This is a genomic window from Arthrobacter sp. TJ-240 (genome assembly GCF_058269195.1).
Genome location: NZ_JBZCNG010000003.1, coordinates 174,240 through 198,135 on the forward strand (window position 1 = coordinate 174,240; position 23,896 = coordinate 198,135).

Here is a 23,896-nt window from a genome sequence, read left to right on the forward strand (position 1 = left end):
CCCTCCGGTCCGCCACCGCGCCGGTACCCTGTGCGTTGCCCCACATCCACGGGGATCCGTGCCTTCGGCCCGGTCCACCGGTGGTAGCTTGCCGCCATGGACACCACAGCGCCCCGCCCCGGCCTCGAGGAGGAGGACGGCGTCGTCCGGCATTCCGTAGTGGAGGACGTCCTGGGGATCGTGACGGGCACCTTCACGGTGTCGCTCGGCCTGTTCCTGCTGAAGACCAGCGGCGCCGTCACGGGCGGGACCGCGGGCCTCGCCCTGCTGCTGAGCTACGTCGGCGGGCTGCCCTTCGGCGTCCTGTTCTTCGCCGTCAATGTGCCGTTCTTCGCCCTCGCCGTCTGGAAGAAGGGCTGGGACTTCACGCTGCGGACGATCGCCGCCGTGGCACTGGTCTCGGGACTGTCCGCCCTGCACCCGGTCGCACTCGGGGATCTGACGGTGGACCCCCTGTACGCGGCGCTCGGAGGGAATCTGCTGGCCGGCGTCGGGCTCCTGATCCTGTTCCGGCACAAGGCGAGCCTCGGCGGGTTCAACATCCTGGCCCTCATCCTGCAGGAGCGCCTGAACTGGCGCGCCGGCTACGTGCAGATGGTTCTCGATACGACCGTCGTCCTCGCCGCCTTCACCGTCGTCGCACCGGGAAGCGTCCTGCTGTCCGCCGTCGGGGCCGTGCTGCTGAACCTCGTGCTGGCCCTCAACCACCGGCCCGGGCGCTACCTCGGCACGTGACCGTGCCGTCGGCGGTGCCGCCGACGGCCGGCGCCCGCAGGGACACCGGGGCTACCGTGGAGCGATGGACGACCAGGCGCCAAACCCAGCACCCACAGCACCCGGCACAGCACCTGACGCAGCCCCCGACGGTTCTCAGCCCAGGCCGCGGGTCCGGGCGGCGACCTACGTCCTCCGGGGGCGGGGCTCCGGGCGCGAGGTCCTGGTCTTCGACCACGTCCACCACCCCGACGCCGGGACGCAGGTGCCCGGTGGTGGTGTGGACGCGGACGAGACGCTCGACGACGCCGCCCGGCGGGAGGTCCTCGAGGAGACCGGTCTCGTCCTCACCGGCCCGCTGGTGGAGGTCGGCGTCGCGCACCTGGCGGCGGACGACGCCGGCCCCGGCGCCGTCACGGTCTTCTTCGCCGCGGAGACCGACGACCCGCGGTCGTCCTGGGACCACAGGGTGACCGGGGGCGCCGGCCCCGGGTCCGGCGGGCCCGGCTCGGACACGGGTCTGCTCTTCCGGTGCTACTTCGTGCCGCTCTCCCGGGTTCAAGGCGCCCGGGAGAACCACCACTTCAGCTGCGCGCACCTGCTGCGCTGAAGCCAGGCGTCGAGCAGTACGTCACGTCGCGACGCCGACGAGCGGCGCTCCTAGACGTTTACGGCGACCGATTTCCTGTCGTCCTCGCCGCGGTCGTGAGCAGCCGGGTTCCCGGCCTCGTCGCGCTGGAGCTTCGCGCCCTCGACGTCCACGTCGGGCAGGATCCGCCCAAGCCACGCGGGCAGCCACCAGGCGTGCCGCCCGAGCAGGTACATGGCCGCCGGTACGAGGGTCATGCGCACCACGAAGGCATCGAGCAGCACGCCGAACGCGAGCCCGAAACCGATGGGGCGCACCATGGCCAGGTGGGAGAACACGAAGCCCGCGAACACCGAGACCATGATGATCGCCGCCGCCGTGACCACGCGCGCACCGTGACTGAACCCGATGCGCACCGCGGCCTTCGGATCGTCGCCGTGGACGTAGGCCTCGCGCATGCCCGAGACCAGGAACATCTGGTAGTCCATCGCGAGGCCGAACAGCACACCGATCAGGATGATCGGCAGGAAGCTCAGGATGGGGCCCGGGTTCGTGACCCCGAAGACGTCGCCCAGCCAGCCCCACTGGTAGATGGCCACCGTCGCACCGAAGCTGGCCAGCAGCGAGAGCAGGAACCCGGCCGTGGCGATGACGGGCACGAGGATCGAGCGGAACACGAGCAGCAGCAGGATCAGCGACAGCCCCACGACGATGCCGAGGTAGAGCGGCAGCGCCTCCATGAGCTTCGCGGAGACGTCGATGTTCGCCGCGGTCTGGCCTGTGACGGCGATGGGCACGCCGGTCTGCTCCTCCACGTCGTCGGTGGCCGCACGGAGATCCCGGACGAGGTTCTCCGTGGTCTCGCTGGCCGGTCCCTCCTCGGGGATGACCTGGAAGATCGCCGTCCGGCCGTCCTCGCTCACGGTCGCGGGCACGGAGGCTGCGACATCGGGCATCTCGCTCAGCACATCGTTCACGTCGAGCCGCAGGGCCGTGAGTTCCGCCTCGTCGGCCGTCTCCGGCAGTGATCCGACGACGATCAGCGGGCCGTTGGTCCCTGCGCCGAACTTGTCCCCGATGGTGCTGTAGGCCTGGAACGCCGTCGAATCGGCGGGTTCGGTGCCGCCGTCGGGCAGCCCCACGCGCAGTTGCGTCGCCGGGACGGCGATGACGCCCAGCAGGAGCACGCCCGCGAGGACCGTGAGGATCGGCTTCCGGGTGGCGAACCCGCCCCAGCCGGCGCCCTTCGCCGCGCGCTCGTCGGCCCGGGACTCGCCGGCCTCCGTGTCCAGGGGAGCGGCAGCGGAGTGCTTGTGCCCGTGGGCCTTCGCCCAGCGCCGCTTCGAGACGACCCGCCGTCCCATCAGGGCGAGCAGGGCCGGTGTGAGGGTGAGTGCCACGAGGACGGACACCGCGACGGTGCCTGCGGCGGACAGGCCCATGACGGTGAGGAACGGCAGGCCGGGTACTGCGAGCGCGGCGAGCGCCACGATCACCGTGATGCCGGCGAACAGGACGGCGTTGCCGGCCGTCCCGGTGGCCCGGGCGATCGACTCCTGCATCTCCATGCCGCGCAGCAGCTGGGTGCGGTGCCGGTTCACGATGAACAGTGAGTAGTCGATGCCGACGGCGAGGCCGAGCATGAGGGCGAGCACCGGCGAGATGCTGTTCATCTCGATCAGGCCCGACAGGGCGAAGGTGATGCCCACGCCGACGCCGACCCCGACGATGGCCATGAGGAGCGGCAGCCCGGCGGCGATGAGGGTGCCGAGCATCAGGATGAGCACGACGGCGGCGACGGCCAGCCCGATGATCTCCGTGGCGCCCACGATCCCCGAGACGTCCTCGACGATCTCCTTGCTGTAGTCGACCGTGACGCCGGCGGACGAGGCACCGTCCGCCTCCTCCTGCACGGCCTCGCGAAGTTCGGGCGAGACGGCGTTGATCTGCTGGTCGAACTGCACGCTGGCCACGGCGGTTGTGCCGTCCTCGGACAGCAGGCGCACGCCGGAGCCGGCGTCCAGCTGACGCTGGGCGAGCTCGAGTTCGGTGCCGGCGGACTCGAGCTGCTCGCGCCCCGCCTCGAGCTCGGTGCGGCTGGCGTCGAGCTGGGCCTGGCCCTGCTGGAGCTGCTGCTCCGTGGCCGCGGCCTGCGCGGGCGGGAGCTGTGCACTGGCCTGGTCGAACTGGGCGCGCTGGGCGTCGAGCTGGGCCTGGCCCTGCTCGAGCTGCTGCTCGCCGGCAGTCAGCTGCTGCTCGCTCGCCTCCAGTTCGGCGCGCCCCGCCTCGAGCTCGGCGGCGCCGGACGCCACCTGGTCCGACACGTCGAACGGATCGACGACGCCCCGCACGCCGTCGAGCTCCGCGATCGCGGCCAGCGCCGACGTCACGCCGTCGCGCTGCTCGGGTGAGAAGGCTGCGCCGTCGTCGGTGGTGAACACCACCGTGCCCGTGCCACCCACGGCCTCGGGCAGTTCCTCCCGCAGCCGGTCCGAGATGCGCTGCGACTCCGTGCCGGGGATGGTGAAGTTGTTCGTCAGGGTGCCGGAGAAGGCGACGGCGGCGCCACCGACGGCGAGCATGATCGCGAGCCACGCGGAGACGACCCACCACCGCCGCCGGAAGGCGAACGAACCGAGTCGGTAGAGCAGAAAGGCCATTGGGGAAGTCCTAGCGGGAAGAAGACGGACGAGGGGCGGGAAGGGTCAGGCGCCGGGGAGGGAAGCGGCGTCGGGTGCGGGATCGGAGAAACCGTCGCGCAGCATGGTCAGCGCCGAGAGGATGCGTCCTTCGAGCTGCAGCCCGGAGTCGGCGGCGGATCCGGGCGTGTTGGCCGCCCAGTCGCGCATGGCGGCCTTGGTACAGGACAGCACGCTGCCCACGAGGGCCGTGAGGTAGAGGTCGGACGCGCCGGAGCCGAGACGCCGGCGCAGCCCTTCGACGATCCGCGCCTCGGCGCGCTCCCACGCGTGCAGCTGCGCCCGCAGGAGGTCCGGGTTGGTGCTGGCCATGCGGAACAGGGCGCCGTGCTGCGAGAGGCCCTCCATTCGGGTGGTCTCCCCGAAGGCCCGGACGATGGAGTCGAACAGGGGTTCGTCCTGCGGCATCCGGCCGAAGACCTCGAGGGCCAGGTCGAGGAACCCGTCGGTGCGGACCGTCAGGGCGTCCTCGGCGCTGTGGAAGTAGTTGAAGAACGTGCGCCGCGAGACCCCGGCCCGCTCCGCGATCTGGTCCACAGTGAACGAGCCCGGCCCCACGGACAGGGCGAGGTGGAAGGCGGCGTCGGCGATGGCGCGTCGGGTGTCGATCTTGTTCTGCTCGCGGCGCCCGACCGGCTCCGCGTTCTCGGTCATCTCCAGCACCGTTCCAGAGTAGGGGAAATATTGCACACCGTGCAACGAAAGCTCCGCCGCGAACTCCCGCCCACGATCCCCCGCGGCGGCGTACTCTGGCCCAGGCACGACATCCCCGGCGACTCCCCTGCGCGATTCCCCCGGGCGACTCCCTCCTGGAAGGCGGCTCCCATGAAGACCATCACCCTCGGTTCCTCCGACTCCGGTCTGGATGTCTCCCGTCTCGGCCTCGGCTGCATGGGCATGTCGGCGTTCTACACCGGCAGTGGTACGGACGACGCCGGCTCGACCGCCACCCTGCACCGGGCCCTCGATCTCGGCGTCACCTTCTTCGACACCGCCGAGATCTACGGCCCGTACACGAACGAGGAACTGGTCGGCCGGGCCTTCCAGGGCAGGCGCGACGAGGTGGTGCTGGCCACGAAGTTCGGCACCATCCGCCACACCGCCGATGGCGGGCGGGGCCTCGACGGCAGCCCGGAGAACGTGCGTCTGTCCGTCGAGGGGTCGCTGCGGCGGCTGGGCACGGACCACATCGACCTGTACTACCAGCACCGCATGGACCCCTCGGTGCCCGTCGAGGACACCATGGGTGCCCTGGCGCAGCTCGTGCAGGACGGCAAGATCCGTCACATCGGCCTGTCCGAGGCGGCGCCCGGCACCATCCGGAGGGCACACGCCGTCCACCCGGTGACTGCGCTGCAGACCGAGTACTCGCTGTGGAGCAGGGACCCGGAACACGAGATCCTGCCGCTGGTGCGCGAGCTCGGCATCGGTTTCGTCCCCTACTCCCCCCTCGGGCGCGGCTTCCTGACGGGGACCATCCGCTCGGTCGACCAGCTCGACGCGTCCGATTTCCGCCGCAACAATCCGCGCTTCGCCGGGGAGAACCTGCAGGCGAACATCCGGATCGTCGAATAGGTGGACGACGTCGCGCGACAGCTCGAGGCCACGCCGGGCCAGGTCGCGCTAGCCTGGCTGCTCGCGCAGGGCACGGACATCGCGCCGATCCCGGGCACCAAGCAGGTGCGGTACCTGGAGGAGAACGTGGCGGCGGACGGCCTCGTGCTCTCGCCGGGGCAGCTCGCGCAGCTGGACGCCGTGGCCGCGCCCGTCGGTGACCGCTACGAGGACATGTCCGGCGTCGACCGCTAGCCGGGGCCAGCACGACGGACGGTCCGCAAGCGCAATCTTCCCGACCGCCCGCCACCCCCGGGTGCTAGACAGTAAGCATGCTTCACAATTCGACGGGGGGACCGTTCCGATCCCTTGCGCAGCTCGGGCGGGCTCCACGAGGCCAACCGCTTCCAGCGGGGGGGATTCCTCCGCCTCCCGCTGGTGCTGACCGCCGCCTTCTGCCTCGTGGCCGTCGGGGCGGATCGCCGTGTCGGCGCTGCTCGTGGGGGCGTCGGAGTCCCGGCAGGCCCGGACGACGGTGCAGTTGATGCCCAAGCCCTCCGACGAGCCGGACGCCGTGCACCCGCGCGGCTGACGGTGATGGCGACGGTGACGGGCCGGTTGCCAGCAGGAGCTCCGTGACGGTGGAGCCCGGGTACAGGGAGAGGTGAACGAATGTGTGGGATCGCCGGTGAGATGGCCCTCCGTGGTGCTCGCGCCGAAGAACAGCCCGTGGCGCGTATGGCCGCCGCCATGGAGTCGCGGGGCCCGGATGGGCACGGGAGCTGGACCAACGGCTGGGTCGCCCTGGGACACCGGCGCCTGACCGTCATCGACCTCACCGACGCCGGGGCCCAGCCGATGCACGATCCCGCCTCGGGACTGTGCATCGTGTTCAACGGCTGCATCTACAACTACCCCGAGCTCAGGGCCGAACTGGGCGGTGACGCCGTGTTCTCCTCGACGAGCGACACCGAGGTCATCCTGCGCGCGTACGTCTGCTGGGGCGAGGACTTCGTGGATCACCTCGTCGGCATGTTCGCCGTCGTGATCGTGGACGAGCCCCGGCAGCGCGTCGTCATGGCGCGGGACCGCCTCGGGATCAAGCCCCTGTACGTCGCGGACCTTCCCGGGAGGGTGCGCTTCGCCTCGACCCTCCCCGCCCTCGTGGCCGGAGGCGGGACCGACACGTCGATCGACGACGTCGCCCTCCACCACTACCTGAGCTGGCACTCGATCGTGCCCGCCCCCCGGACCATCCTGAAGGGCGTACGGAAGCTGCCGCCGGCCACGGTGCGGGTCATCGACGCCGACGGCGGCCGGCGCGACCGCGTGTACTGGAGGCCCGACTACGTCCGCGACCCCGACAAGGCCGACTGGACGGCAGGCGACTGGCAGGACGCCCTCCACGACTCCCTCACCATGGCCGTCCGCAGGCGCCTCGTCTCGGACGTCCCGGTGGGAGTGCTACTCTCGGGCGGCGTCGACTCCAGCCTGATCGTCGCCCTGCTCGCCGAACTCGGGCAGGAAGGGCTCAGCACCTTCAGCATCGGGTTCGACGGCGCGGGCGGGGAGGAGGGCGACGAGTTCCGCTACTCGGACCTCATCGCCGAGAGGTACGGCACCCGGCACCACAGGATCCGTATCGACGGCAGCGAACTGGTACCCGCCATCCAGGACACGATCGCCGCGATGACGGAACCCATGGGCACGCAGGACGTCACCGGGTTCTACCTGCTGTCGAAGACGGTCTCGGAGCACATCAAGGTGGTGCAGTCCGGCCAGGGCGCCGACGAGGTGTTCGCCGGCTACGCCTACCACCAGCCCGCCGGCACTGTCGCCCGCGACGCGGCGCTGGACGCCTTCACCGGAGCGTTCCTCGACCGGACGCACGAGGACATCGCCGACGTCGTCGAGCCCGAGTGGCTCGTGCCGACCGACGTGAGCCGGGCCCTGCTGGCAGCGCACCTCGGTGCGCCCGGCGCGGAGACGGCGCTCGACGCCGTGCTGCGCCTCGACACCCACCTGCTGCTCGTGGACGATCCCGTCAAGCGCGTGGACAGCATGACCATGGCATGGGGCCTCGAGGCACGTATGCCCTTCCTCGACCAGGACCTCGTGCGGCTGGCAGCGCAGTGCCCGCCCGAGCTGAAGGCGACGCAGGGCGGCAAGGGCATCCTGAAGGACCTTGCACGGAGGTTCATCCCTGCCGAGGTCATCGACCGGCCGAAGGGCTACTTCCCCGTGCCTCCGGTCAAGTACCTCGCCGAGCCGCTCCTCACCACTGTGCGCGACGCCCTCCGGGCACCCGAGGCGAAGGACCGGGGGCTGTTCCGCGCCGAGTACGTGGACCACCTGCTCGGAAGCCCCAACGTCCACTACAGCCCCGGCGGCAACAACATGCTGTGGCAGCTCGGCGTCCTGGAACTGTGGCTGCAGCAGCACGACATCACCTGACGCACAGCTCGCCCCACGGCTTCCCGCGGGTGCGTACCGGGAGGCTGCCCGTGGTGGCCAGCTCCTCGGCGACCGCAAGGAGCTTCAGGTTCGACGCCGTGGAGACCTGCACCAGCATGATGAATGCCTGACCGGCCGTCAGGCCGTACCTCTCCATGAGGATTCCCTTGGCCTGGCCGATCAGGTCCCTGGTGGCGATGGCGTCCTTGAACTGGTGGAGTTCCTGCGCATCGGCGACGGCGGCATGGGACGCGACCAGCGCCCCGACGTACTCGGACTCCCGGGACTGCACCCCGCGGCGGCCGGTCACCAGGGTGATCGATGCCTCGTCGGCGCCGGGCACGAGCATCACCGCGGTCCGTACGAGCCGTTCGAGGACGGCGTCCTCGGAGTTCTCCCTCTGGAGGGACCGTGCGAGGTCGCCCAGTCGGAGGGCGATGTCGTCCTGTGGTGCGATCCAGTTGCCGTCCAGGTCGTGCCCGTCCTTCATGGCCATGATGGCTCCCGTGCCTGGCACGGCACGGCGCTCGTGGAGCACGAACTGCCCGCCCAAGGACCGCCACCGTGCCAGTGACATCATTCAGCACCTAAGGTTCATGCTCCGCTGTACTATCAGGGTATGGGTTCCCATCACCACGCACCGGCAGATGCGGGCAGGCGGGGTCCGCTCGCCGGCGCTCTGGCCATCACGCTCACCGTGTTCGTACTGCAGGTCGGCGGTGCGCTGTGGACCGGCAGCCTCGCCCTGCTCTTCGACTCCGTCCACGTCCTGACCGACGCCGCCGGCCTGGCGATGGCCCTCGGCGCCGCGACCCTCTCGGTCCGGCCCGCCACGCCGCGCCGCTCCTGGGGATTCCGGCGGGCAGAGGTGATCGCCGCCCTGCTGCAGGCGGCCTTCCTGCTCGCGGTGGGAGCGTACGTGCTGATCGAGGGCGTCCGACGCCTCATCGCCCCGGAGGACGTCGCCGCTCCGGGGATGATCGTCTTCGGGGCGATCGGCCTCGCGGGCAATCTCGCCGCCCTCGCCCTCCTCTCCCGGCACCGCGCCGCCAGCTTCAACCTGAGGGCCGCGTTCCTCGAGGTGCTCAACGACGCGCTGGGGTCCGTGGCGGTGATCGTCGCCGCCGTCGTCATCACCCTGACCGGCTGGATGCGGGCCGACGCCGTCGTGGCCCTCCTCCTGGGCGCCCTGATCATCCCTCGCACCCTCAAGCTGCTGCGCGAGACCATCGACGTACTGCTCGAATCCACGCCCGCCGGGATCGACCTCGAGGAGGTGCGCGCCCACATCGCCCGCCTGCCGCAGGTACGGGACGTCCACGACCTCCACATCACGCAGATCGCCACCGGGCTGCCCGTGCTCACCGCGCACATCGTCGTCGACGACGAATGCTACCGCGACGGGTCCGCCCACGCGGTCCTCGACCAGCTCCAGGAGTGCGTGGCCGGACACTTCGCCGTGAGCATCGACCACTGCACCTTCCAGATCGAACCCCTGGACCACGTGCCCCACGAGACGGAGTTGAGCCACTGATGCTGCAGACACTGACCTCCACCTCGGTACTGCAGCGCGTGGGCACCGCACTGTCCGACCCGACCCGCGTGCGGATCCTGGTGGCACTGCGGGACGCGCCCGCCTATCCCAGCGATCTCGCAGGTCTGCTCGGTGTCAGCCGGCAGAGCCTGTCCAACCACCTCTCCTGCCTGCGCGGCTGCGGGCTCGTGGTGTCGGTACCCGAAGGCCGTCGGTCGCGCTACGAGCTCGTCGACCCGAAGCTCGGCCACGCGCTGACCGACCTCCTCGGCATCGTCCTCGCCGTTGATCCCGGCCACCCGGGACACCACGCGCACCCCGGACCCACGGTGGGCAGGCTCGCGGAGCACTGATGACGGAAGGGGCCGCCGCGACCTCCGCGCCGACCCCTTCCGGTGTACCTCCTAGCCCATGAGGCGTGAGCGGATCAGGAACCTCTTCCCCTCCGGCGCCTCCACCGAGAATCCGCTCCCCCGCCCGGGCACCACGTCGACCGTCAGGTGCGTGTGGCGCCAGTACTCGAACTGCTCCCGCGACATCCAGAAGTCGATGAGCCGGGGATCGTCGGCTGTCCCGTCCGGGGCGGCACCGGTGCGGCCCCGCGCACCGGGCGAGATGTCGAGGACGCCGAGCAGCACGTCCGCCTCGGCGGTGATGAACTCGCCCGCCGGGTAGCACATCGGTGACGAGCCGTCGCAGCATCCGCCGGACTGGTGGAACATCAGCGGCCCGTGGATCAGCCACAGCTTGTCCAGCAGTTCGACGGCGCTGTCCGTGAGGGCCACCCGGGAGAAGGTCTCCCCCGGGATGGTCACCGAGGCTTCGACGGTCATGGTGCCCCCTAGAAGAATCCGAGCTTGGATTCGGAGTAGCTGACCAGCAGGTTCTTGGTCTGCTGGTAGTGATCGAGCATCATGGCGTGGTTCTCGCGGCCGATGCCGGAGGACTTGTACCCTCCGAACGCCGCGCCCGCGGGGTAGGCGTGGTAGTTGTTCACCCACACCCGGCCGGCCTGGATCTCGCGTCCGGCACGGTAGGCGATGTTGCCGTTCCTCGACCAGACGCCGGCCCCGAGCCCGTAGAGGGTGTCATTGGCGATCTCGAGGGCCTCGGCGTAGTCGTTGAAGCGCGTGACCGAGACGACCGGGCCGAAGATCTCCTCCTGGAACACCCGCATGCTGTTGGTCCCCTCGAACACCGTGGGCTTTACGTAGTACCCCTCGGCGAGGTCGCCGTCGAGCAGGTTCCGTTCGCCGCCGATGAGGACCTTGGCGCCCTCCTGCCGGCCGATGTCCATGTAGGAGAGGATCTTCTCCAGCTGGTCGTTCGACGCCTGGGCCCCCACCTGCGTGTCGGTGTCCAGCGGGTTGCCCTGCACCATCTTCTCGACGCGGGCGATCGCGTCCGCCATGAACGAGTCGTAGATGGAATCCTGCACGAGGGCGCGCGAGGGGCAGGTGCAGACCTCGCCCTGGTTCAGCGCGAACAGCGCGAAGCCCTCGAGGGCCTTGTCGTAGAAGGAGTCGTTGCTCTCGGCGACGTCGGAGAAGAAGATGTTCGGGCTCTTGCCGCCGAGCTCGAGCGTGACCGGGATGAGGTTCTGGCTCGCGTACTGGCTGATCAGCCGGCCCGTGGTCGTCTCGCCGGTGAACGCGATCTTCCGGATGCGCTTGCTCGAGGCGAGCGGCTTCCCTGCCTCCACGCCGAAGCCGTTGACGACGTTGATGACGCCCGCCGGGAGGATGTCGCTGATCAGCTCCATGAGCACGAGGATCGACGACGGCGTCTGCTCGGCCGGCTTCAGCACGACGGCGTTGCCGGCGGCGACAGCGGGGGCGAGCTTCCACGTGGCCATGAGGATGGGGAAGTTCCACGGGATGATCTGCCCGACGACGCCGAGCGGCTCGTGGTAGTGGTAGGCCGTCATGTCCTCGTCCAGCTGGGACAGGTGGCCCTCCTGGGCGCGGATGGCGCTGGCGAAGTACCGGAAGTGGTCGATCGCGAGGGGAAGGTCCGCGGCGAGGGTCTCACGGATGGGCTTCCCGTTGTCCCAGGTGTCGGCGACCGCGAGCATCTCGAGGTTCTCCTCCATGCGGTCCGCGATGCGGTTCAGGATGAGGGCCCGCTCCGCGACGGATGTCTTGCCCCAGGAGGGAGCGGCTTTGTGGGCCGCGTCGAGCGCCAGCTCGATGTCCTCCGCCGTACCGCGTGCCACCTCACAGAAGGGCTTGCCCGTTACCGGGGAGATGTTCTCGAAGTACTGGCCCTTGATGGGAGGAACCCACTCGCCGCCGATCCAGTTCTCGTACCGCGGCTTGAAACTGACCTTCGATCCATCCTGGCCAGGCTGGGCGTAAACAGTCATCATCCAACTCCTTGAACTCCGGGTGTGCAGGACGTCGTCGTCCCTGGTGCACAGACTAGGAACCCGAAGGTTGCAACGACGTTGCACGCCCGGAGGACCCGTACCGCTAGCCCTGTTCGTGGGTCGGCGGCGCTGCTGCGAGCACCCGCGGTGCGGGAGCCGGCGTGGCCGGACCCTCCGGGCCCGTGCCGGGGGCGGGAGTGGGATCGGAATCCGGGCCGGGCGTGCCCGGCTCGTCGCACGAGGGATCGGTGGGATCCTCACCCGGTGCGGGGTCGGCACCCGGTACCGGCTCCTCGGATGCAGGGGCCGTCGGATCGGTGTCGCAGGACGGCTCGGGGGTCGATCCCGCCGGCACGGTGGTGCCCGGCAGGGTTTCGGGAGGAGGCGTCGCGCCCGGGTCCGGTGGCGTGACCGACGGTGTCGGGCCCGGTGTCGGGTCCGGTGTCGGGTCCGGCGTCGGCGTGACCGGCGGCGTGACCGGGGGCGTGACCGGCGGTGTCGGCTCCGGTGTCGGTGTCGGCGTCGGCGTGACCGGGGGCGTGACCGGGGGCGTGACCGGCGGCGTGACCGGCGGCGTGACCGGCGGTGTCGGCTCCGGCGTCGGCGTGACCGGCGGCGTGACCGGCGGTGTCGGGTCCGGCGTCGGCTTGACCGGTGTCGGCTTGACCGGTGTCGGCTTGGTTGCCTCAGGCGGCGTCTTTTCCGGTGTCGGGTTCGGCGTCGGCCTGACCGGAGGCGGCTTGGTCGCCTCAGGCGGCGTCTTCTCCGACGTCTTCACGTCCCGTGTCGGCACCGCCGGCGGTACGGGCGGAGTGCTGTCCTGGGCGGAAGCAGCACCTGCACCCCTCGACGGGCCGGGTGCCATGGGCAGCACATCCGCCATATGGTCGTGCTGATCGGAACGGGTCGAGGACCGCGCCCAGACGGGGATGTCGGCTGCGCCGTTGCCCCCGGGAGAGTAGTCCTGCAGCGCGCCACTGGGGGCGGTGTGCTGCGCAGAGACAAGCCTCCACCGCAGCGGGTCGACGTGCTCGCCGTCGAGGATGGTCTCGAAGTGGAGGTGGCATCCGGTCGAGGAGCCGGTGGTCCCGACCTCCGCGATCGCCTCGCCACCCCTGACGGTGTCGCCCTCCCTGACCGAGACGGCCCGGAGGTGGTTGTACGTGGTGATGAGGCCGTTGCCGTGGTCGACCTCCACGCGGTTGCCGCCACCCCACTGGTGCCAGCCGACGGCTCGCACGGTGCCGGCGTCGGCAGCGTACACCGGGGTGCCACAGGGCGCCGAGTAGTCCTGGCCCGTGTGGAACTCGCCGGCCTCGCCCGTGATGGGGCTCGTGCGGGATCCGAAGGGAGAACTCGAGGAGAGGCCGTCGAGGGGTGCGAACAGACTTCCCGCGGACGGTCGGGCCGAGATGCCGGTCGCCGTCGCGGCGGTGCCCTCACCCCTGGTGCCCCCTGCGGTCTCCGGGTCGGCGTCGGTGTCGGCGTCGGCGTCGGTGTCGGTGTCGGCGTCGGCTCGGACGGACCGGCGGTCGGGGAAGTCGGGTGCGTCGGAGCCCCCCAGCGGGAGGAGCATCGAGGGGCCCACGGTTCCCGTCGGATGGATGCCGTCCGACATGATCGCACCCGAGTTGGTCGAGGAGGCGGCGGCGGGGCCCGATGACTGCGGGACGATGCCCTGGAAGCCCACGAAGCAGACGACCATGGCCAGACTCGCGTTCACCTTCGTGCGGGAGCTACGGGGACTCCGGTTCTGCACCCTCGCCGTTTCCGGGTGCCGGCCTGCCTGGGTCACGAGAATTCCCTTGAGATTGCGCTGCGATCGGTGCGTTCGACCGACGGACGTTTTGGTCCGCCGGTTACCCGGCCCCCGGGGACAACGTTAGCCCGCCCACAGGGCCGATGGCGACCGATCATTGCGATTCGCTAACGAATTTTGGGAGAAGCTGCGAGTAACGACGGCGGAACCCCCAGTTCCGCCTCCAGCCACTCCGTGTGCGCGACGACGACGGCTCGCCGCGGTGAGCGCCGGGGCAGGACCCTGAGCGCCAGTTGCCATGCCTCGATGTCGTACTCGGCCTCGGCGAGCGCGAGATAGTCGAGCACCGTCTCGGGAGAGCCGTCGGTGAGGACGGCGTCCCGCAGGAGCGTGGACACCTCGCTGCGGAGGCGCCTGATGGCCGGCGCCTGCGACCGCGGGAGGACGGGACCACGGTAGATGGCGAGCGCCATGCGGTGCGCCCCGCGGTGGAGGTAGTTCAGCACCTGAACCGCGTCGACCACCAGCTCTCCCGGCAAGCGGTAGGGCCGGGACTGCGGCACGATCGCCTTGCCGTGCTCGGCCAGGACCTTGCGCAGCCGGAGCATCTCCGCCCGGACTGTCGTCCCCGAAGCGTCCTCCGGATAGGCCATCGTGGCGAGCTGGTCCGCGGTGAGGCCCTCCGGGTGCAGGGCCAGGAGGGTCAGCAGCTCCGCATGGCGGAGGCTGAGCTCCAGCGATGCTCCCCCCGCATGCACCACGCCGTGGTCCGACCCCAGGATCTGCAGGCTGTTCCGGTAGAGCGCGGCGGGCACACGCGCCGACCGGGCCCGCCGTGCCCTGGGCAGGCGGCCCTGGAGCCGGTGGATGCTCAGTTGCGCCTCCGCTGCGGCGACCGCCGCCTCCACGAGCGACAGCGTGTGGGTCCCGACGGCGTCGGCGGTCCCGGTGATGTCGATGACGCCCAGGACGGTGCCGGAGTCCGGGTCGTGCAGGGGCACCGCGGTACAGCTCCACGGGTGGACCTGCGGGCTGAAGTGCTCCGCGCCGGCGATCTGGACGCTGCGCTCGAGGGCCAGGGCCGTGCCCGGAGCGCTCGTGCCGACGGTGGCCTCCGACCAGTCAGCCCCGGGGACGAACAGCATGCCTTCCGCGCGACGCCGCAGCTCGCGGTCACCGTCGACCCAGAGGAGCCGGCCGTTCTCGTCGCCGACGGCCACGAGCATCCCGGATTCGAGGCTCGGCTGGACGAGCAGCCGGTCGATCACGGGCATGATGGCCGCAAGAGGGTGGCTCTGACGGTACGCCTCGAGCTCCTCCTCGGAGCAGAACAGGCGGGCCTGCGCCGTGGACGGGCTCGGGAGGAACGTCAGGGACCTCAGCCAGGATTCCCGCACGACCCCCCGGAGCTTCCCGTCGACGCTGGTGCCCTGGTCCAGGGCCTCATGGGCGGCCAGCGCCTTCTGCTGCAGCGCGACGGAGGACAACTCCGTGAGAGGGATTGAACGGGACGACGACATCGGCACTCCGCTTCGTGACCTGTCCCGCATGGCAGCGTGGGACAGGTCACAGTGTAGCGGGACTACTCGCCGCGAGAAATGGCAACCATGTCCTCACGGGGCACGAGCTTCACGCGTTCGCGCACCACCTCGGCGTTGCCGGACGTGTTCACGAAGTTCGCACCCAGCTTCAGCTCGTGGGCGTCCAGCTTCAGCCACCCGTCCCAGGTGGTGTAGTGGACGCCGCGCTCCTCGAGGAGGCCGATGATGGCGTCCTCGGACGGGTCCTCGGCCGGAGGAAGGTTGAGCCTGTCCTCGAGGAGGTAGCCGATGGTCTCGAGCGCATCTCCCTTGGTGTGCCCGATGAGGCCGACGGGACCACGCTTGATCCACCCGGTCGCGTAGATGCCGGGCACCGGCTGTCCCTGCTCGTCGATCACGCGACCGCCCTCGTTGGGGATGACGCCGCGCTTCTCGTCGAATCCGACCTCGGGCAGTTCCGAGCCGAAGTACCCGATGGCGCGGTACACGGCCTGGACGGGGTAGTCGATGATCTCCCCGGTCCCGCGCACGTTCCCGTCGCCGGTCAGCTCGGTCCGCTCGAACCTCATGCCCGCGACCTTGCCGGGCGTCTCCGGTGAGTCGTGGATCTCGACGGGCGAGTGCAGGAAGTGGAGGTGCAGGCGGCGGGACGCCCCGGTCGGCTCGTCCTCGACGAGCCAGTTGGTCAGCGTCTTCACCATGGTCTTCGTCTGGTTGTTGGTCGCGATCTGCTCCTCGGACCCCGCGTCGAAATCGAAGTCCTCGGGGTAGAGGACGATGTCGACGTCCCGCGAATGGGAGAGCTCACGCAGCTCCAGCGGCGTGAACTTCACCTGGGCCGGTCCTCGGCGTCCGAAGACGTGGACGTCGGTGACGGGCGAGGCCTTGAGCCCCTGGTAGACGTTGTCGGGGATCTCGGTGGAGAGCAGGTCGTCGGCGTGCTTGGAGAGGATGCGGGCTACGTCGAGGGCCACGTTCCCGTTGCCGATCACGGCGATCTCCCGGGCGTCCAGCGGCCACTCACGGCTGACGTCGGGGTGGCCGTCGTACCACGAGACGAAGTCCGCTCCGCCGAAGGAGCCGTCGAGCTCCACCCCGGGGATGTCGAGGTCGGCGTCGCGGATGGCACCCGTCGCGAAGATCACCGCGTCGTAGAAGCGGCGGAAGTCGGAGAGCGTCAGGTCCCGGCCGTAGTTGACGTTGCCGAGGAAGCGGATGTCCCCGCGGTCGAGCACCTTGTGCAGCGCGTTGACGATGCCCTTGATCCGCGGGTGGTCAGGTGCTACCCCGTAACGGATGAGACCGTACGGCGCCGGGTACTGGTCGAACAGGTCGATGCTGACGGCGAAGTCGCCGCCCTGCACCTCGTTCGACTTCGTCAGGATGTCGGCGGCGTAGACGCCTGCCGGACCGGCGCCGATGATCGCGACCCGCAGCGGTCGAGCCGCAGCTGAGGTAGACACTGATGAGCCTTCTTCCCGGGATGATCCTGGTGGATACCGTCGCGCACAAATAAGCGCATACTTCCCTATTCTAAATGCCCTCGCACGGCACCGGCGAAAACAGTGGCAGGGATCTCCTCCAGCCCCGGTGCGGTGCGAGGCAGGAACACCGACGCGGGAATAAACGTTCTCTGCGGCCGGTTCACGCCTGCGTGAGTGGATCAGGCACGAAGGTCAGTCGTCCGGCGCGGAGCGAGAACTCCGTCGGTATCCTCTTCGGCTTCGGCGCCTACGGGCTGTGGGGTCTGCTGCCGCTGTACTTCCTCGTCCTCGCCCCGGCGGGTCCCGTCGAGATCGTGGCCAACCGGGTGCTGTTCTCCCTCATCTTCTGCGCCCTCCTGCTGACCGTCCTGCGGTCCTGGCGGCCGGTGCTCACCGCCCTGCGCACCCCGCGGCTCATCGGCACGCTCACTGTCGCGGCCCTGCTCATCGCCGTCAACTGGCTCGTCTACACCTACGGCGTGACGTCCGGGCAGGCCATCGAGGCAGCCCTCGGCTACTTCATCAACCCGATCGTCTCGGTCCTGCTCGGCGTGATCGTGCTGCGGGAGAAGCTGCGTCCCCTGCAGTGGACGGCGATCGGCATCGGCGTCCTCGCGGTGGTCGTGCTCGCCGTCGGCTACGGCGCCGTGCCCTGGATCGCACTGTCGCTGGCGTTCTCCTTCGGCCTGTACGGGTTCACCAAGAAGAAGGTGGGTTCCCGCGTGGATGCGGTGTCCAGCCTGAGCATCGAGACGCTGGTGCTGACACCCGTAGCGGTGGCCGTCATGCTGTGGCTGGCCTCGACCGGCGACGCGACCCTGGTGACCGAGGGGACGGGACATTTCTGGATCATGGCCGCCTCGGGCATCATCACGGCCGTACCCCTCATCTTCTTCGGTGCGGCCGCCCGCCGCCTCCCCCTGACGACGATCGGCCTCCTGCAGTACCTGGCGCCCGTGCTCCAGTTCCTCATCGCCCTGCTGGTGCTCGGCGAGGACATGCCCTTCGAGCGGTGGATCGGGTTCAGCCTCGTGTGGGTGGCGCTGATCCTCCTCACGATCGACATGCTCCGGACCGTACGCCGCCAGCCCCGGCCCGCGAAGCGCACCGAGCCGGCGTCCGCCGCGGCCTGACCCTCCGCACGGGCCTCGCGGCTCAGCGCTCGTCCATCCCCCACGGCGACCCGTACCCCGCGGGGGCGTCGGCCGCCAGCAGTTCCAGGAACGGCCGCGCATCGAAGGCCTCCGGGCCGAGAACCCCCGCACCGTGCCAGCGGCCCGCGGCCAGCAGTTCCAGGGCGATCACGGGGTTGACGGCGGTCTGCCACACCACGGCCTGCGAGTCGTACTCGGCCATCGACCACGCATTGTCGACGACGTGGTACAGGTACACGGCCCGGGGTCCACCGTCCTTGCCCTGCCCGGTGACGAACACGCCCGCGCAGGTCTTCCCGCGCATACGGTCGCCGAGCGTGGCGGGGTCCGGCAGGGCTGCCGCGACCACGTCCCTGGGCGAGACGTCGACGCCCTTGACCCGGAGCGGCTCCGTCGAGTCGAGGCCCAGCGCATGAAGGGTCCGCAGCACACCGATGAACTCCTCCCCCAGCCCGTACTTGAACGTCACCCTGCGGGCCTGCGTCCACCGCGGCATCAGGATCACCTCCTCGTGCTCCACGTTGACGCATTCCACGTCCCCGATGCCCTCGGGGAAACGGAACAGCTCCGGCTCGCTGAACGGCTCGGTGGTGAACCACCCGCGGTCCCGTTCGAAGACCACCGGAGGGTTCAGGCACTCCTCGATGGTCGTCCAGATGGAGAACGACGGGGCGAAGTCATAGCCCTCCACCGTCAGGTTCGCCCCGTCGCGGACACCCAGCTCGTCGATGGACGAGAACAGCTCGTCCTCCGCGTAGCGGGCGAAGACGTCGGAGAGGCCGGGCTCGACGCCGATCCCCACGAGGGCGAGCCGCCCGGCCGCCTCCCACTGCGCGGCGGCGTCGAACTGCGCCTGCCCGAGCATGACCCCCGTCTTCTCGTACGGCTGGTCCGAGTGCTTCTCGGACAGGCTCATCGCCATGTCGAGGTACGTCGCGCCGGCGGCGAAGCAACCCTCGAAGACGGGCATCACGAACCGCGGGTCCACCGCGTTGAGGACGTGCGTGGCAGCATGCTCCCGCACGAGGTCGGCCACCGCCGCAGATGACGACGCATCCACCGAGGCCGCGACGAGGCGCGGGTCCTGCAGTCCGTCGACGAGCGCCTGCGGACGCCGGGCATCGTAGTCCGCGATCACCAGCTGCTCGAAGAACGTCCGCCGCACGAGGATGCGGACCGCGGCCGAACCCACCCCGCCCGCACCGATGATCAGGATCCGCATCAGGAGAGTCCGCCGCACACCGGTGCCGTCGAGGCGAGCCCCATCACCGCCGACTGCCACGGTCCCAGGGCGCCGGCCGCGAGGCCCTTGCCCTGCCCGTCCGCGCGACCCCCGTCGGACGGGCTGCCGACCGGGAACTGGCTCATCATGCCCCGATTCTCGAAGGACCGCCGCCACCGCGCGAGGTCTGGCGTCACTCTACTGACCGGCCGGTGGTCCCGGAAGCCCTTCGCCCGCGCGGTGCGCGTCGGACGGAGCGGGCGTCTCCGCGGCCGGTTCGCGCGTAGCGAGGTACGCCGCGCTGAACCGCGAGAGCAGACCCACCAGCTCGACGACGTCGGCCGGGTCCCACCCCTGGAGCTGCCGCCGGAAGGACCGCCGCCTGCTCCGGCGTGCCTCGTCGATGCGGCGGGCACCCTCCGCCGTGAGGACCACCGGGTGCGAACGGTCGTCGCCGTCCGACGGGCCGCGCTCCACGAGGCCGAGCCGCTGGAGCGCCGCCACATGGTTGCTCACGCCGGGGTTGCCCATACCGAGCGACGCGGCGAGGTCCGTGACGCGGCAGGGCCCGAGCATGCGCGCGGCCGCCAGGACACTGTAGGCGGCCGGTTCCATCGCGGGATCGATCCTGCGGGCGAGGATCCGGCACACGCGCTGCTCGCTGCGGCACATCAGGGCGGCCCTGTCCTCGACGGCGTCGAGCGCGGCGCGCCGTGCCGTGCCCGTCCCCTGCCCGCCGCGTTCCTCCATGCCGGAATGCTAGGCGCTGCCGGGCCCGGCCGGCACCGGTGCCCGACCGCATTTCTCTCCGTGACGTGCCTACCCCATGGCGCCGTCCGCCGTCGGGCGCGGTTCCCGCGTCCCGGGGCAGCCGGCCGTCTCGCAGGGCGACGCGCCGCCGTCCGTGCCGCGTGGACCATGGACGGCGGCGGGAACGGAGCGTGACGAGCGGTCCGGGCGCCCGGACCGCTAGGCGCGCGGGGCCGACCCGCGGGTCAGGACCTCCTGCCGGAAGAACGCAGGGTTGATGCGCGACCAGACGAGCATGAGCACCGCCCCGAGGAGGATCACGCCGATCCCGAGGATGAACACCATGCCGATCCCGAACAGCTCGGACCCGGAGCCGTACCCGGGATCCATGGAGTCGATGGCCGTCTTGACGAACATGACCAGGAGGATCACTCCGCCGAGCAGCGGTGCCAGGAACCGGAAGAGGACGTTCCGGAGGCTCGCGAAGGCCTGGGCCCGGAAGTACCAGACGCACGCCAGCGCGGTGATGCCGTAGTAGAAGCAGATCATCAGGCCGAGAGCGGTGATGGTGTCCCACAGCGCGTTCTCCGAGACGAGGCGCGTGAATACGTAGAACCCGGCGGCGGCGGCGACGGCCGCGGCCACGGTCGCGAAGCTGGGCGACTTGTGCTGCGGGCTGATGCGTCCGTAGCCCTTCGGCAGCGCCCGGTAGTGCCCCATGGCGAGCAGCGTACGGGCGGGCGAGACGAACGTGGACTGCAGGGACGCGGCCGAGGAGCTCAGCACGGCCATGGACATGAGGATGGCGAAGGGACCCATGACGGGGCCGGCGAGCGTCGCGAAGATGCTCTCCTGGTTGTCGGGGTTGCCGGCGCCGAGCTCGCCCTCACCCACTCCGGCGTAGGCGAGGGTCGCGAGCGCGACCGTGAGGTAGATGACCACGATCACGACGACGGTCAGCGCTCCTGCGCGGCCCGGGGTCCTGTCCGGATCCGTGGTCTCCTCGTTCATGGTCAGCGTCACGTCCCAGCCCCAGTAGATGAAGATCGAGAGCGAGACGCCCGCGGCGAAGGCGGAGAACGAACCGACGGCGAAGGGGTTGAACCAGTCCGCGCTGATGCTCGTGGCGTCGAAGGCCGTGCCGTTGCCGACGTGGATGAACGCCGCGATGGCGAACCACGCGAGGACCACGAGCTGGAAGGTGACAAGCACGTACTGCACCATCTTCGTGGCTTCCATGCCGCGGTAGGAGACGTAGCACGCGAGCGCGATGAACACGAGCGTCGTCGCGATGTTCACCGGCAGGTTCAGGGTGAGCTCGGCCACCGAGGGATCGTCCATCACCTGCGAGAGCAGGAGGTAGAAGAAGTCGACCGCGACGGCGGCGAGGTTGGACAGCACGATCACGGTCGCGGCGATGAGGCCCCACCCGCCCATCCAGCCGATCCACGGGCCGAAGGCCCGCGTGGCCCAGGTGAAGGAGGTCCCGGAGTCCGGCATGGCGCTGTTGAGCTCGCGGTAGCCGAGGGCCACGAGCAGCATGGGGACGAAGCCGATCAGGAAGATGGCGGGGAGGTGCACCCCGACCTCGGCGACCGTGGGGCCGAGGGCCGCGGTCAGCGTGTAGGCGGGGGCCACGCAGGACACCCCGATGACGACGGCGCCCAGCAGGCCGACGATCCCCGAGTCGAGGCCCTTCCTGCTGAGCCCTGATCCGCTTCGTGTTGTCTCGTCGATACTCATGCGTCCGCCTCTGTGGGTGAGGCGTCCGGGCCGGGAGTGGTGCCGGGGGTTGCATACGTACGTGGGACGACGACCATGGGGATGGTCAGCGTACGCAGGATCTTGGCGGCCGTGGACCCGAGGAAGATCCGCGCGTGCTGCGCGAGGCGACTCGATCCGACCAGCAGCACCTCACCCTCGTCCCAGGCCATGGACTCGACGGCTTCCTCGACGGAAGCACCGCGCGCCGTCTCGACGCTCACGCGGCCGCCCGCCGCCAGCGACGACGCCGCCTCCGCGAGCCGACGGTTCGCCTCGTCCTCGGCGCTGCCCGGGTCCGGCTGGCCGGCGTCGAGAGCGATGAGTGAGACCAGGCGCAGCGGCAGGGCGCGACGGCCGGCGGAGGACACCGCGACGGAGATGACGGCGTCGGCCCCGGCCCGCCGGCCCACCGCGCAGGTGAGGCGCGTGACGGGGTCCGTGCGCCGATAGCCCCGCGGTGCGAGGGCCACGGGCACGGGTGAGGCGTGCAGCAGGCTGCGTGCCACGTTGCCCACGCTGAACCGGCTGGCGAGGCCGCGCGAGCTCGCCCCGATCACGATCAGGGAGGCCTCGGTGTCCTCGGCCGCCTGGATGAGGCCCTCGGCGTTCGAGTCGGCGCGGACGACGACGCCGCGCGCGGGAACGTCGTCGGGTACCAGTGCGAGTCCTTCGTCCATCCACTCGGTCATCTGATCCGACAGAAGGCTGTCGAAGCCCTTGTCCGGCGGATAGGTGCCCGCGTAGAGCGAGTGCTCGGGCGTCACGAGGACGAGGTCGAGGGTGGCGTCCTGACGCCGCGCGAGGGCGACGGCGAGGCACACGGCGTCGTGCCCGCGTTCGTCCGCGGTGTACCCGACGATGTAGCGCATGGTCAGGCCCCCTTCGCGGTGCCGGCCGACTGCAGCCCGGAGGCGAGGGCACGGTGGACGTCGGCGGCGGTGCGCCGCCCCATGCGGATGGCGCCGTCCACGTGCTGGTAGCCCTCGGCCGCGATGTCCGAGCAGGACCAGTAGATGGGACCGACCGGCGTGCGCTGGTCGCGGCCGTAGCGGTGCAGGCCGCCGAGGTCGTAGCTGGAGGCGTACGCACCGCGGGTCCACTCCTCGGAGGCCCAGTCCGATTCGTAGTAGACCTCGGGGTCGAGGGCCTGCGGGCCGAGGAAGCCCGCGATCGAGCCGAGGATGCGCTCGCGGCGCTCGTGCGGCGGGAGCTCGAACATCGCGTCCGCCTTCTCGTCGGAGACGAACCCCACCAGAGTGCCGCGCGGGTCCTCGTAGTTGCTGTTGTCGTAGACCTCCTGGACGATCGAGCCTGCACTGAAGCCGGTCCCGGAGAGCCCTTCCGCGCGCCAGAACGGTGTGGCGTAGACGGCGTGCACCTTGATGACGAGCCCCAGCGACTGGTGCTGGTGCATCTGGTGCTGGCGTCGCGGGAGCGGCGGCTCGTAGCTGATGCGCGAGTACAGGTTCGGCGGGACGGCGACGACGGCGTACCGGGCGTTCACCGTCGTCGTGTCCGACACGACCGTGACGCCCTCGGCCGTGACGCCGCCGGCACTGCCGTGCCCGTCCATGCCGCTCCAGCGGAGGGTGCGCACGGGACTCGAGAGGATGACGTCGTCCCCGAGTTCGGCGGCCATGCGCTCGGAGACGGACTGCATGCCGCCGACCACGCGCCGGTCGAGGATGAAGTCCTCGTCCACGAGGTTGGAGAAGGACCCGGCGGTCGCCGCCATGAGGATCGCCTGCAGGACGGAGAAGGAGTGCGCGGGCTTGGTCAGCATGCCGCCCGCGATGAAGAGCCCGGTGTTGTCGCACGCCTCCTCGTCGTCGGACTGCTGCCGCAGCCAGTGGTGGAAGGAGATGGTGTCCAGGGCACGGGCGTCGGGGTGGTTCCACGGCGCTTCCGGGCCGGCCTCGGCCACGAGCCGGTCGAGGATGTCGATGAGCCGCGTCATCTCCTCGCGGGTGTAGTCGCTGACGGGGAACATCTCCCCCGAGTACCGCACCGGCCGGTCATCGGGACCGATGTAGACGGAATCGCCCTCGCGGTACCGGGGGAACGTGTCCATGCCGAGTTCGTCGAGGAGCCCGATCAGCGCGGTCTGGTCGGGAGACACCCACTGGCCTCCCACCTCGAGGACGGCGCCGTCGATGACGTCCGTGTGGGTGCGCCCGCCCACCCGGTCCCTGGCCTCGACGACGGCGACCGAGTGGCCCGCCCTCCTCAGTTCGCGTGCTGCGGTCAGGCCCGAGGGCCCCGCTCCGATGATGACGACGTCGCGCTCGATGATGTCCATGAGATCCTCCC

20 protein-coding genes and 1 pseudogene are annotated in these 23,896 nt (G+C 70.3%); 7 read left to right on the forward strand and 14 right to left on the reverse strand.

What is annotated here, in order from left to right:
- Positions 1-96 precede the first annotated feature (96 nt).
- Together AC4D2C_RS09110 and AC4D2C_RS09115 are read left to right on the forward strand one after the other, a co-directional pair.
- Positions 97-735, forward strand: coding sequence for a YitT family protein (locus tag AC4D2C_RS09110; RefSeq protein ID WP_490914271.1), 639 nt, complete (start codon positions 97-99; stop codon positions 733-735).
- Positions 736-799: 64 nt separating this feature from the next.
- A complete protein-coding gene (locus AC4D2C_RS09115) occupies positions 800-1,324 on the forward strand; it encodes an NUDIX domain-containing protein (protein WP_490914273.1) in 525 nt (174 codons plus the stop codon).
- Between the two features lie 50 nt (positions 1,325-1,374).
- Here the strand turns inward: AC4D2C_RS09115 and AC4D2C_RS09120 are convergent, their stop codons facing one another.
- Together AC4D2C_RS09120 and AC4D2C_RS09125 are read right to left on the reverse strand one after the other, a co-directional pair.
- Complete coding sequence (locus tag AC4D2C_RS09120) at positions 1,375-3,963, reverse strand: MMPL family transporter (RefSeq protein WP_490914275.1); 2,589 nt, start codon at positions 3,961-3,963, stop codon at positions 1,375-1,377.
- A gap of 45 nt (positions 3,964-4,008) precedes the next feature.
- A complete protein-coding gene (locus AC4D2C_RS09125; RefSeq protein ID WP_490914276.1) occupies positions 4,009-4,656 on the reverse strand; it encodes a TetR/AcrR family transcriptional regulator in 648 nt (215 codons plus the stop codon).
- 171 nt (positions 4,657-4,827) lie between these two features.
- On the opposite strand from AC4D2C_RS09125, the pseudogene AC4D2C_RS09130 reads away from it, so the two are divergent.
- A pseudogene (locus tag AC4D2C_RS09130) lies at positions 4,828-5,811 on the forward strand (aldo/keto reductase).
- Between the two features lie 417 nt (positions 5,812-6,228).
- Positions 6,229-8,010, forward strand: a complete 1,782-nt coding sequence (locus AC4D2C_RS09135) for an N-acetylglutaminylglutamine amidotransferase (protein ID WP_490914278.1) — start codon at positions 6,229-6,231, stop codon at positions 8,008-8,010.
- Here AC4D2C_RS09135 and AC4D2C_RS09140 read toward each other — a convergent pair.
- The gene (locus tag AC4D2C_RS09140) at positions 8,003-8,587 is read right to left on the reverse strand and encodes an ANTAR domain-containing protein (RefSeq protein ID WP_490914279.1); all 585 of its coding nucleotides are present in this window, start codon (positions 8,585-8,587) and stop codon (positions 8,003-8,005) included. The genes AC4D2C_RS09135 and AC4D2C_RS09140 overlap by 8 nt on opposite strands.
- A gap of 42 nt (positions 8,588-8,629) precedes the next feature.
- On the opposite strand from AC4D2C_RS09140, the gene AC4D2C_RS09145 reads away from it, so the two are divergent.
- Positions 8,630-9,544 carry a cation diffusion facilitator family transporter gene (locus AC4D2C_RS09145; protein ID WP_490914281.1) on the forward strand — a complete coding sequence of 305 codons (915 nt, stop codon included), beginning with the start codon at positions 8,630-8,632 and terminating at the stop codon, positions 9,542-9,544.
- 2 nt (positions 9,545-9,546) lie between these two features.
- Positions 9,547-9,897: an ArsR/SmtB family transcription factor gene (locus AC4D2C_RS09150; protein ID WP_490914797.1), complete on the forward strand. Its 351-nt coding sequence runs from the start codon at positions 9,547-9,549 to the stop codon at positions 9,895-9,897.
- Between the two features lie 51 nt (positions 9,898-9,948).
- Here AC4D2C_RS09150 and AC4D2C_RS09155 read toward each other — a convergent pair whose 3' ends face one another.
- From AC4D2C_RS09155 to AC4D2C_RS09175, 5 genes are all read right to left on the reverse strand, one after another.
- Positions 9,949-10,377: a DUF779 domain-containing protein gene (locus AC4D2C_RS09155; RefSeq protein WP_490907108.1), complete on the reverse strand. Its 429-nt coding sequence runs from the start codon at positions 10,375-10,377 to the stop codon at positions 9,949-9,951.
- Positions 10,378-10,385: 8 nt separating this feature from the next.
- Positions 10,386-11,909: an acetaldehyde dehydrogenase ExaC gene (gene exaC, locus AC4D2C_RS09160; protein WP_490914799.1), complete on the reverse strand. Its 1,524-nt coding sequence runs from the start codon at positions 11,907-11,909 to the stop codon at positions 10,386-10,388.
- Positions 11,910-12,015: 106 nt separating this feature from the next.
- Positions 12,016-13,707 (reverse strand): M23 family metallopeptidase, encoded by a 1,692-nt coding sequence (locus AC4D2C_RS09165; protein ID WP_490914283.1) that lies wholly within the window; start codon positions 13,705-13,707, stop codon positions 12,016-12,018.
- A 131-nt stretch (positions 13,708-13,838) separates the two neighbouring features.
- A complete protein-coding gene (locus tag AC4D2C_RS09170) occupies positions 13,839-15,191 on the reverse strand; it encodes an AfsR/SARP family transcriptional regulator (RefSeq protein WP_490907104.1) in 1,353 nt (450 codons plus the stop codon).
- Between the two features lie 62 nt (positions 15,192-15,253).
- Positions 15,254-16,675 (reverse strand): FAD-dependent oxidoreductase, encoded by a 1,422-nt coding sequence (locus AC4D2C_RS09175; RefSeq protein WP_490914285.1) that lies wholly within the window; start codon positions 16,673-16,675, stop codon positions 15,254-15,256.
- Positions 16,676-16,866: 191 nt separating this feature from the next.
- Here AC4D2C_RS09175 and rarD point away from each other — a divergent pair, with 191 nt between their 5' ends.
- Positions 16,867-17,829, forward strand: a complete 963-nt coding sequence (gene rarD, locus AC4D2C_RS09180; protein ID WP_490914287.1) for an EamA family transporter RarD — start codon at positions 16,867-16,869, stop codon at positions 17,827-17,829.
- A 22-nt stretch (positions 17,830-17,851) separates the two neighbouring features.
- On the opposite strand, the gene AC4D2C_RS09185 is transcribed toward rarD, so the two are convergent.
- From AC4D2C_RS09185 to AC4D2C_RS09210, 6 genes are all read right to left on the reverse strand, one after another.
- Positions 17,852-19,072, reverse strand: a complete 1,221-nt coding sequence (locus AC4D2C_RS09185) for a saccharopine dehydrogenase family protein (protein ID WP_490914289.1) — start codon at positions 19,070-19,072, stop codon at positions 17,852-17,854.
- Positions 19,072-19,221 (reverse strand): hypothetical protein, encoded by a 150-nt coding sequence (locus AC4D2C_RS09190; RefSeq protein WP_490914291.1) that lies wholly within the window; start codon positions 19,219-19,221, stop codon positions 19,072-19,074. The genes AC4D2C_RS09185 and AC4D2C_RS09190 overlap by 1 nt, the downstream gene beginning before the upstream one ends.
- A 49-nt stretch (positions 19,222-19,270) precedes the next feature.
- Positions 19,271-19,822, reverse strand: a complete 552-nt coding sequence (locus AC4D2C_RS09195) for a MarR family winged helix-turn-helix transcriptional regulator (protein ID WP_490914293.1) — start codon at positions 19,820-19,822, stop codon at positions 19,271-19,273.
- 219 nt (positions 19,823-20,041) lie between these two features.
- Positions 20,042-21,565 (reverse strand): APC family permease, encoded by a 1,524-nt coding sequence (locus AC4D2C_RS09200; protein ID WP_490914294.1) that lies wholly within the window; start codon positions 21,563-21,565, stop codon positions 20,042-20,044.
- On the reverse strand, positions 21,562-22,455 hold the full coding sequence (locus tag AC4D2C_RS09205; RefSeq protein WP_490914296.1) for a universal stress protein: 894 nt from the start codon (positions 22,453-22,455) through the stop codon (positions 21,562-21,564). The genes AC4D2C_RS09200 and AC4D2C_RS09205 overlap by 4 nt, the downstream gene beginning before the upstream one ends.
- Before the next feature lie 2 nt (positions 22,456-22,457).
- Positions 22,458-23,885: a flavin monoamine oxidase family protein gene (locus tag AC4D2C_RS09210; RefSeq protein ID WP_490914298.1), complete on the reverse strand. Its 1,428-nt coding sequence runs from the start codon at positions 23,883-23,885 to the stop codon at positions 22,458-22,460.
- Positions 23,886-23,896 lie beyond the last annotated feature (11 nt).

Bases quoted from the DNA above. Each gene is read 5' to 3' on its own strand.
- AC4D2C_RS09110 (WP_490914271.1), top strand. From the start codon at position 97: ATGGACACCACAGCGCCCCGCCCCGGCCTCGAGGAGGAGGACGGCGTC.
- AC4D2C_RS09115 (WP_490914273.1), top strand. From the start codon at position 800: ATGGACGACCAGGCGCCAAACCCAGCACCCACAGCACCCGGCACAGCA.
- AC4D2C_RS09120 (WP_490914275.1), bottom strand. From the start codon at position 3,963: ATGGCCTTTCTGCTCTACCGACTCGGTTCGTTCGCCTTCCGGCGGCGG.
- AC4D2C_RS09125 (WP_490914276.1), bottom strand. From the start codon at position 4,656: ATGACCGAGAACGCGGAGCCGGTCGGGCGCCGCGAGCAGAACAAGATC.
- AC4D2C_RS09135 (WP_490914278.1), top strand. From the start codon at position 6,229: ATGTGTGGGATCGCCGGTGAGATGGCCCTCCGTGGTGCTCGCGCCGAA.
- AC4D2C_RS09140 (WP_490914279.1), bottom strand. From the start codon at position 8,587: ATGTCACTGGCACGGTGGCGGTCCTTGGGCGGGCAGTTCGTGCTCCAC.
- AC4D2C_RS09145 (WP_490914281.1), top strand. From the start codon at position 8,630: ATGGGTTCCCATCACCACGCACCGGCAGATGCGGGCAGGCGGGGTCCG.
- AC4D2C_RS09155 (WP_490907108.1), bottom strand. From the start codon at position 10,377: ATGACCGTCGAAGCCTCGGTGACCATCCCGGGGGAGACCTTCTCCCGG.
- exaC (WP_490914799.1), bottom strand. From the start codon at position 11,909: ATGACTGTTTACGCCCAGCCTGGCCAGGATGGATCGAAGGTCAGTTTC.
- AC4D2C_RS09170 (WP_490907104.1), bottom strand. From the start codon at position 15,191: ATGTCGTCGTCCCGTTCAATCCCTCTCACGGAGTTGTCCTCCGTCGCG.
- AC4D2C_RS09185 (WP_490914289.1), bottom strand. From the start codon at position 19,072: ATGCGGATCCTGATCATCGGTGCGGGCGGGGTGGGTTCGGCCGCGGTC.
- AC4D2C_RS09190 (WP_490914291.1), bottom strand. From the start codon at position 19,221: ATGATGAGCCAGTTCCCGGTCGGCAGCCCGTCCGACGGGGGTCGCGCG.
- AC4D2C_RS09195 (WP_490914293.1), bottom strand. From the start codon at position 19,822: ATGGAGGAACGCGGCGGGCAGGGGACGGGCACGGCACGGCGCGCCGCG.
- AC4D2C_RS09200 (WP_490914294.1), bottom strand. From the start codon at position 21,565: ATGAGTATCGACGAGACAACACGAAGCGGATCAGGGCTCAGCAGGAAG.
- AC4D2C_RS09205 (WP_490914296.1), bottom strand. From the start codon at position 22,455: ATGCGCTACATCGTCGGGTACACCGCGGACGAACGCGGGCACGACGCC.
- AC4D2C_RS09210 (WP_490914298.1), bottom strand. From the start codon at position 23,885: ATGGACATCATCGAGCGCGACGTCGTCATCATCGGAGCGGGGCCCTCG.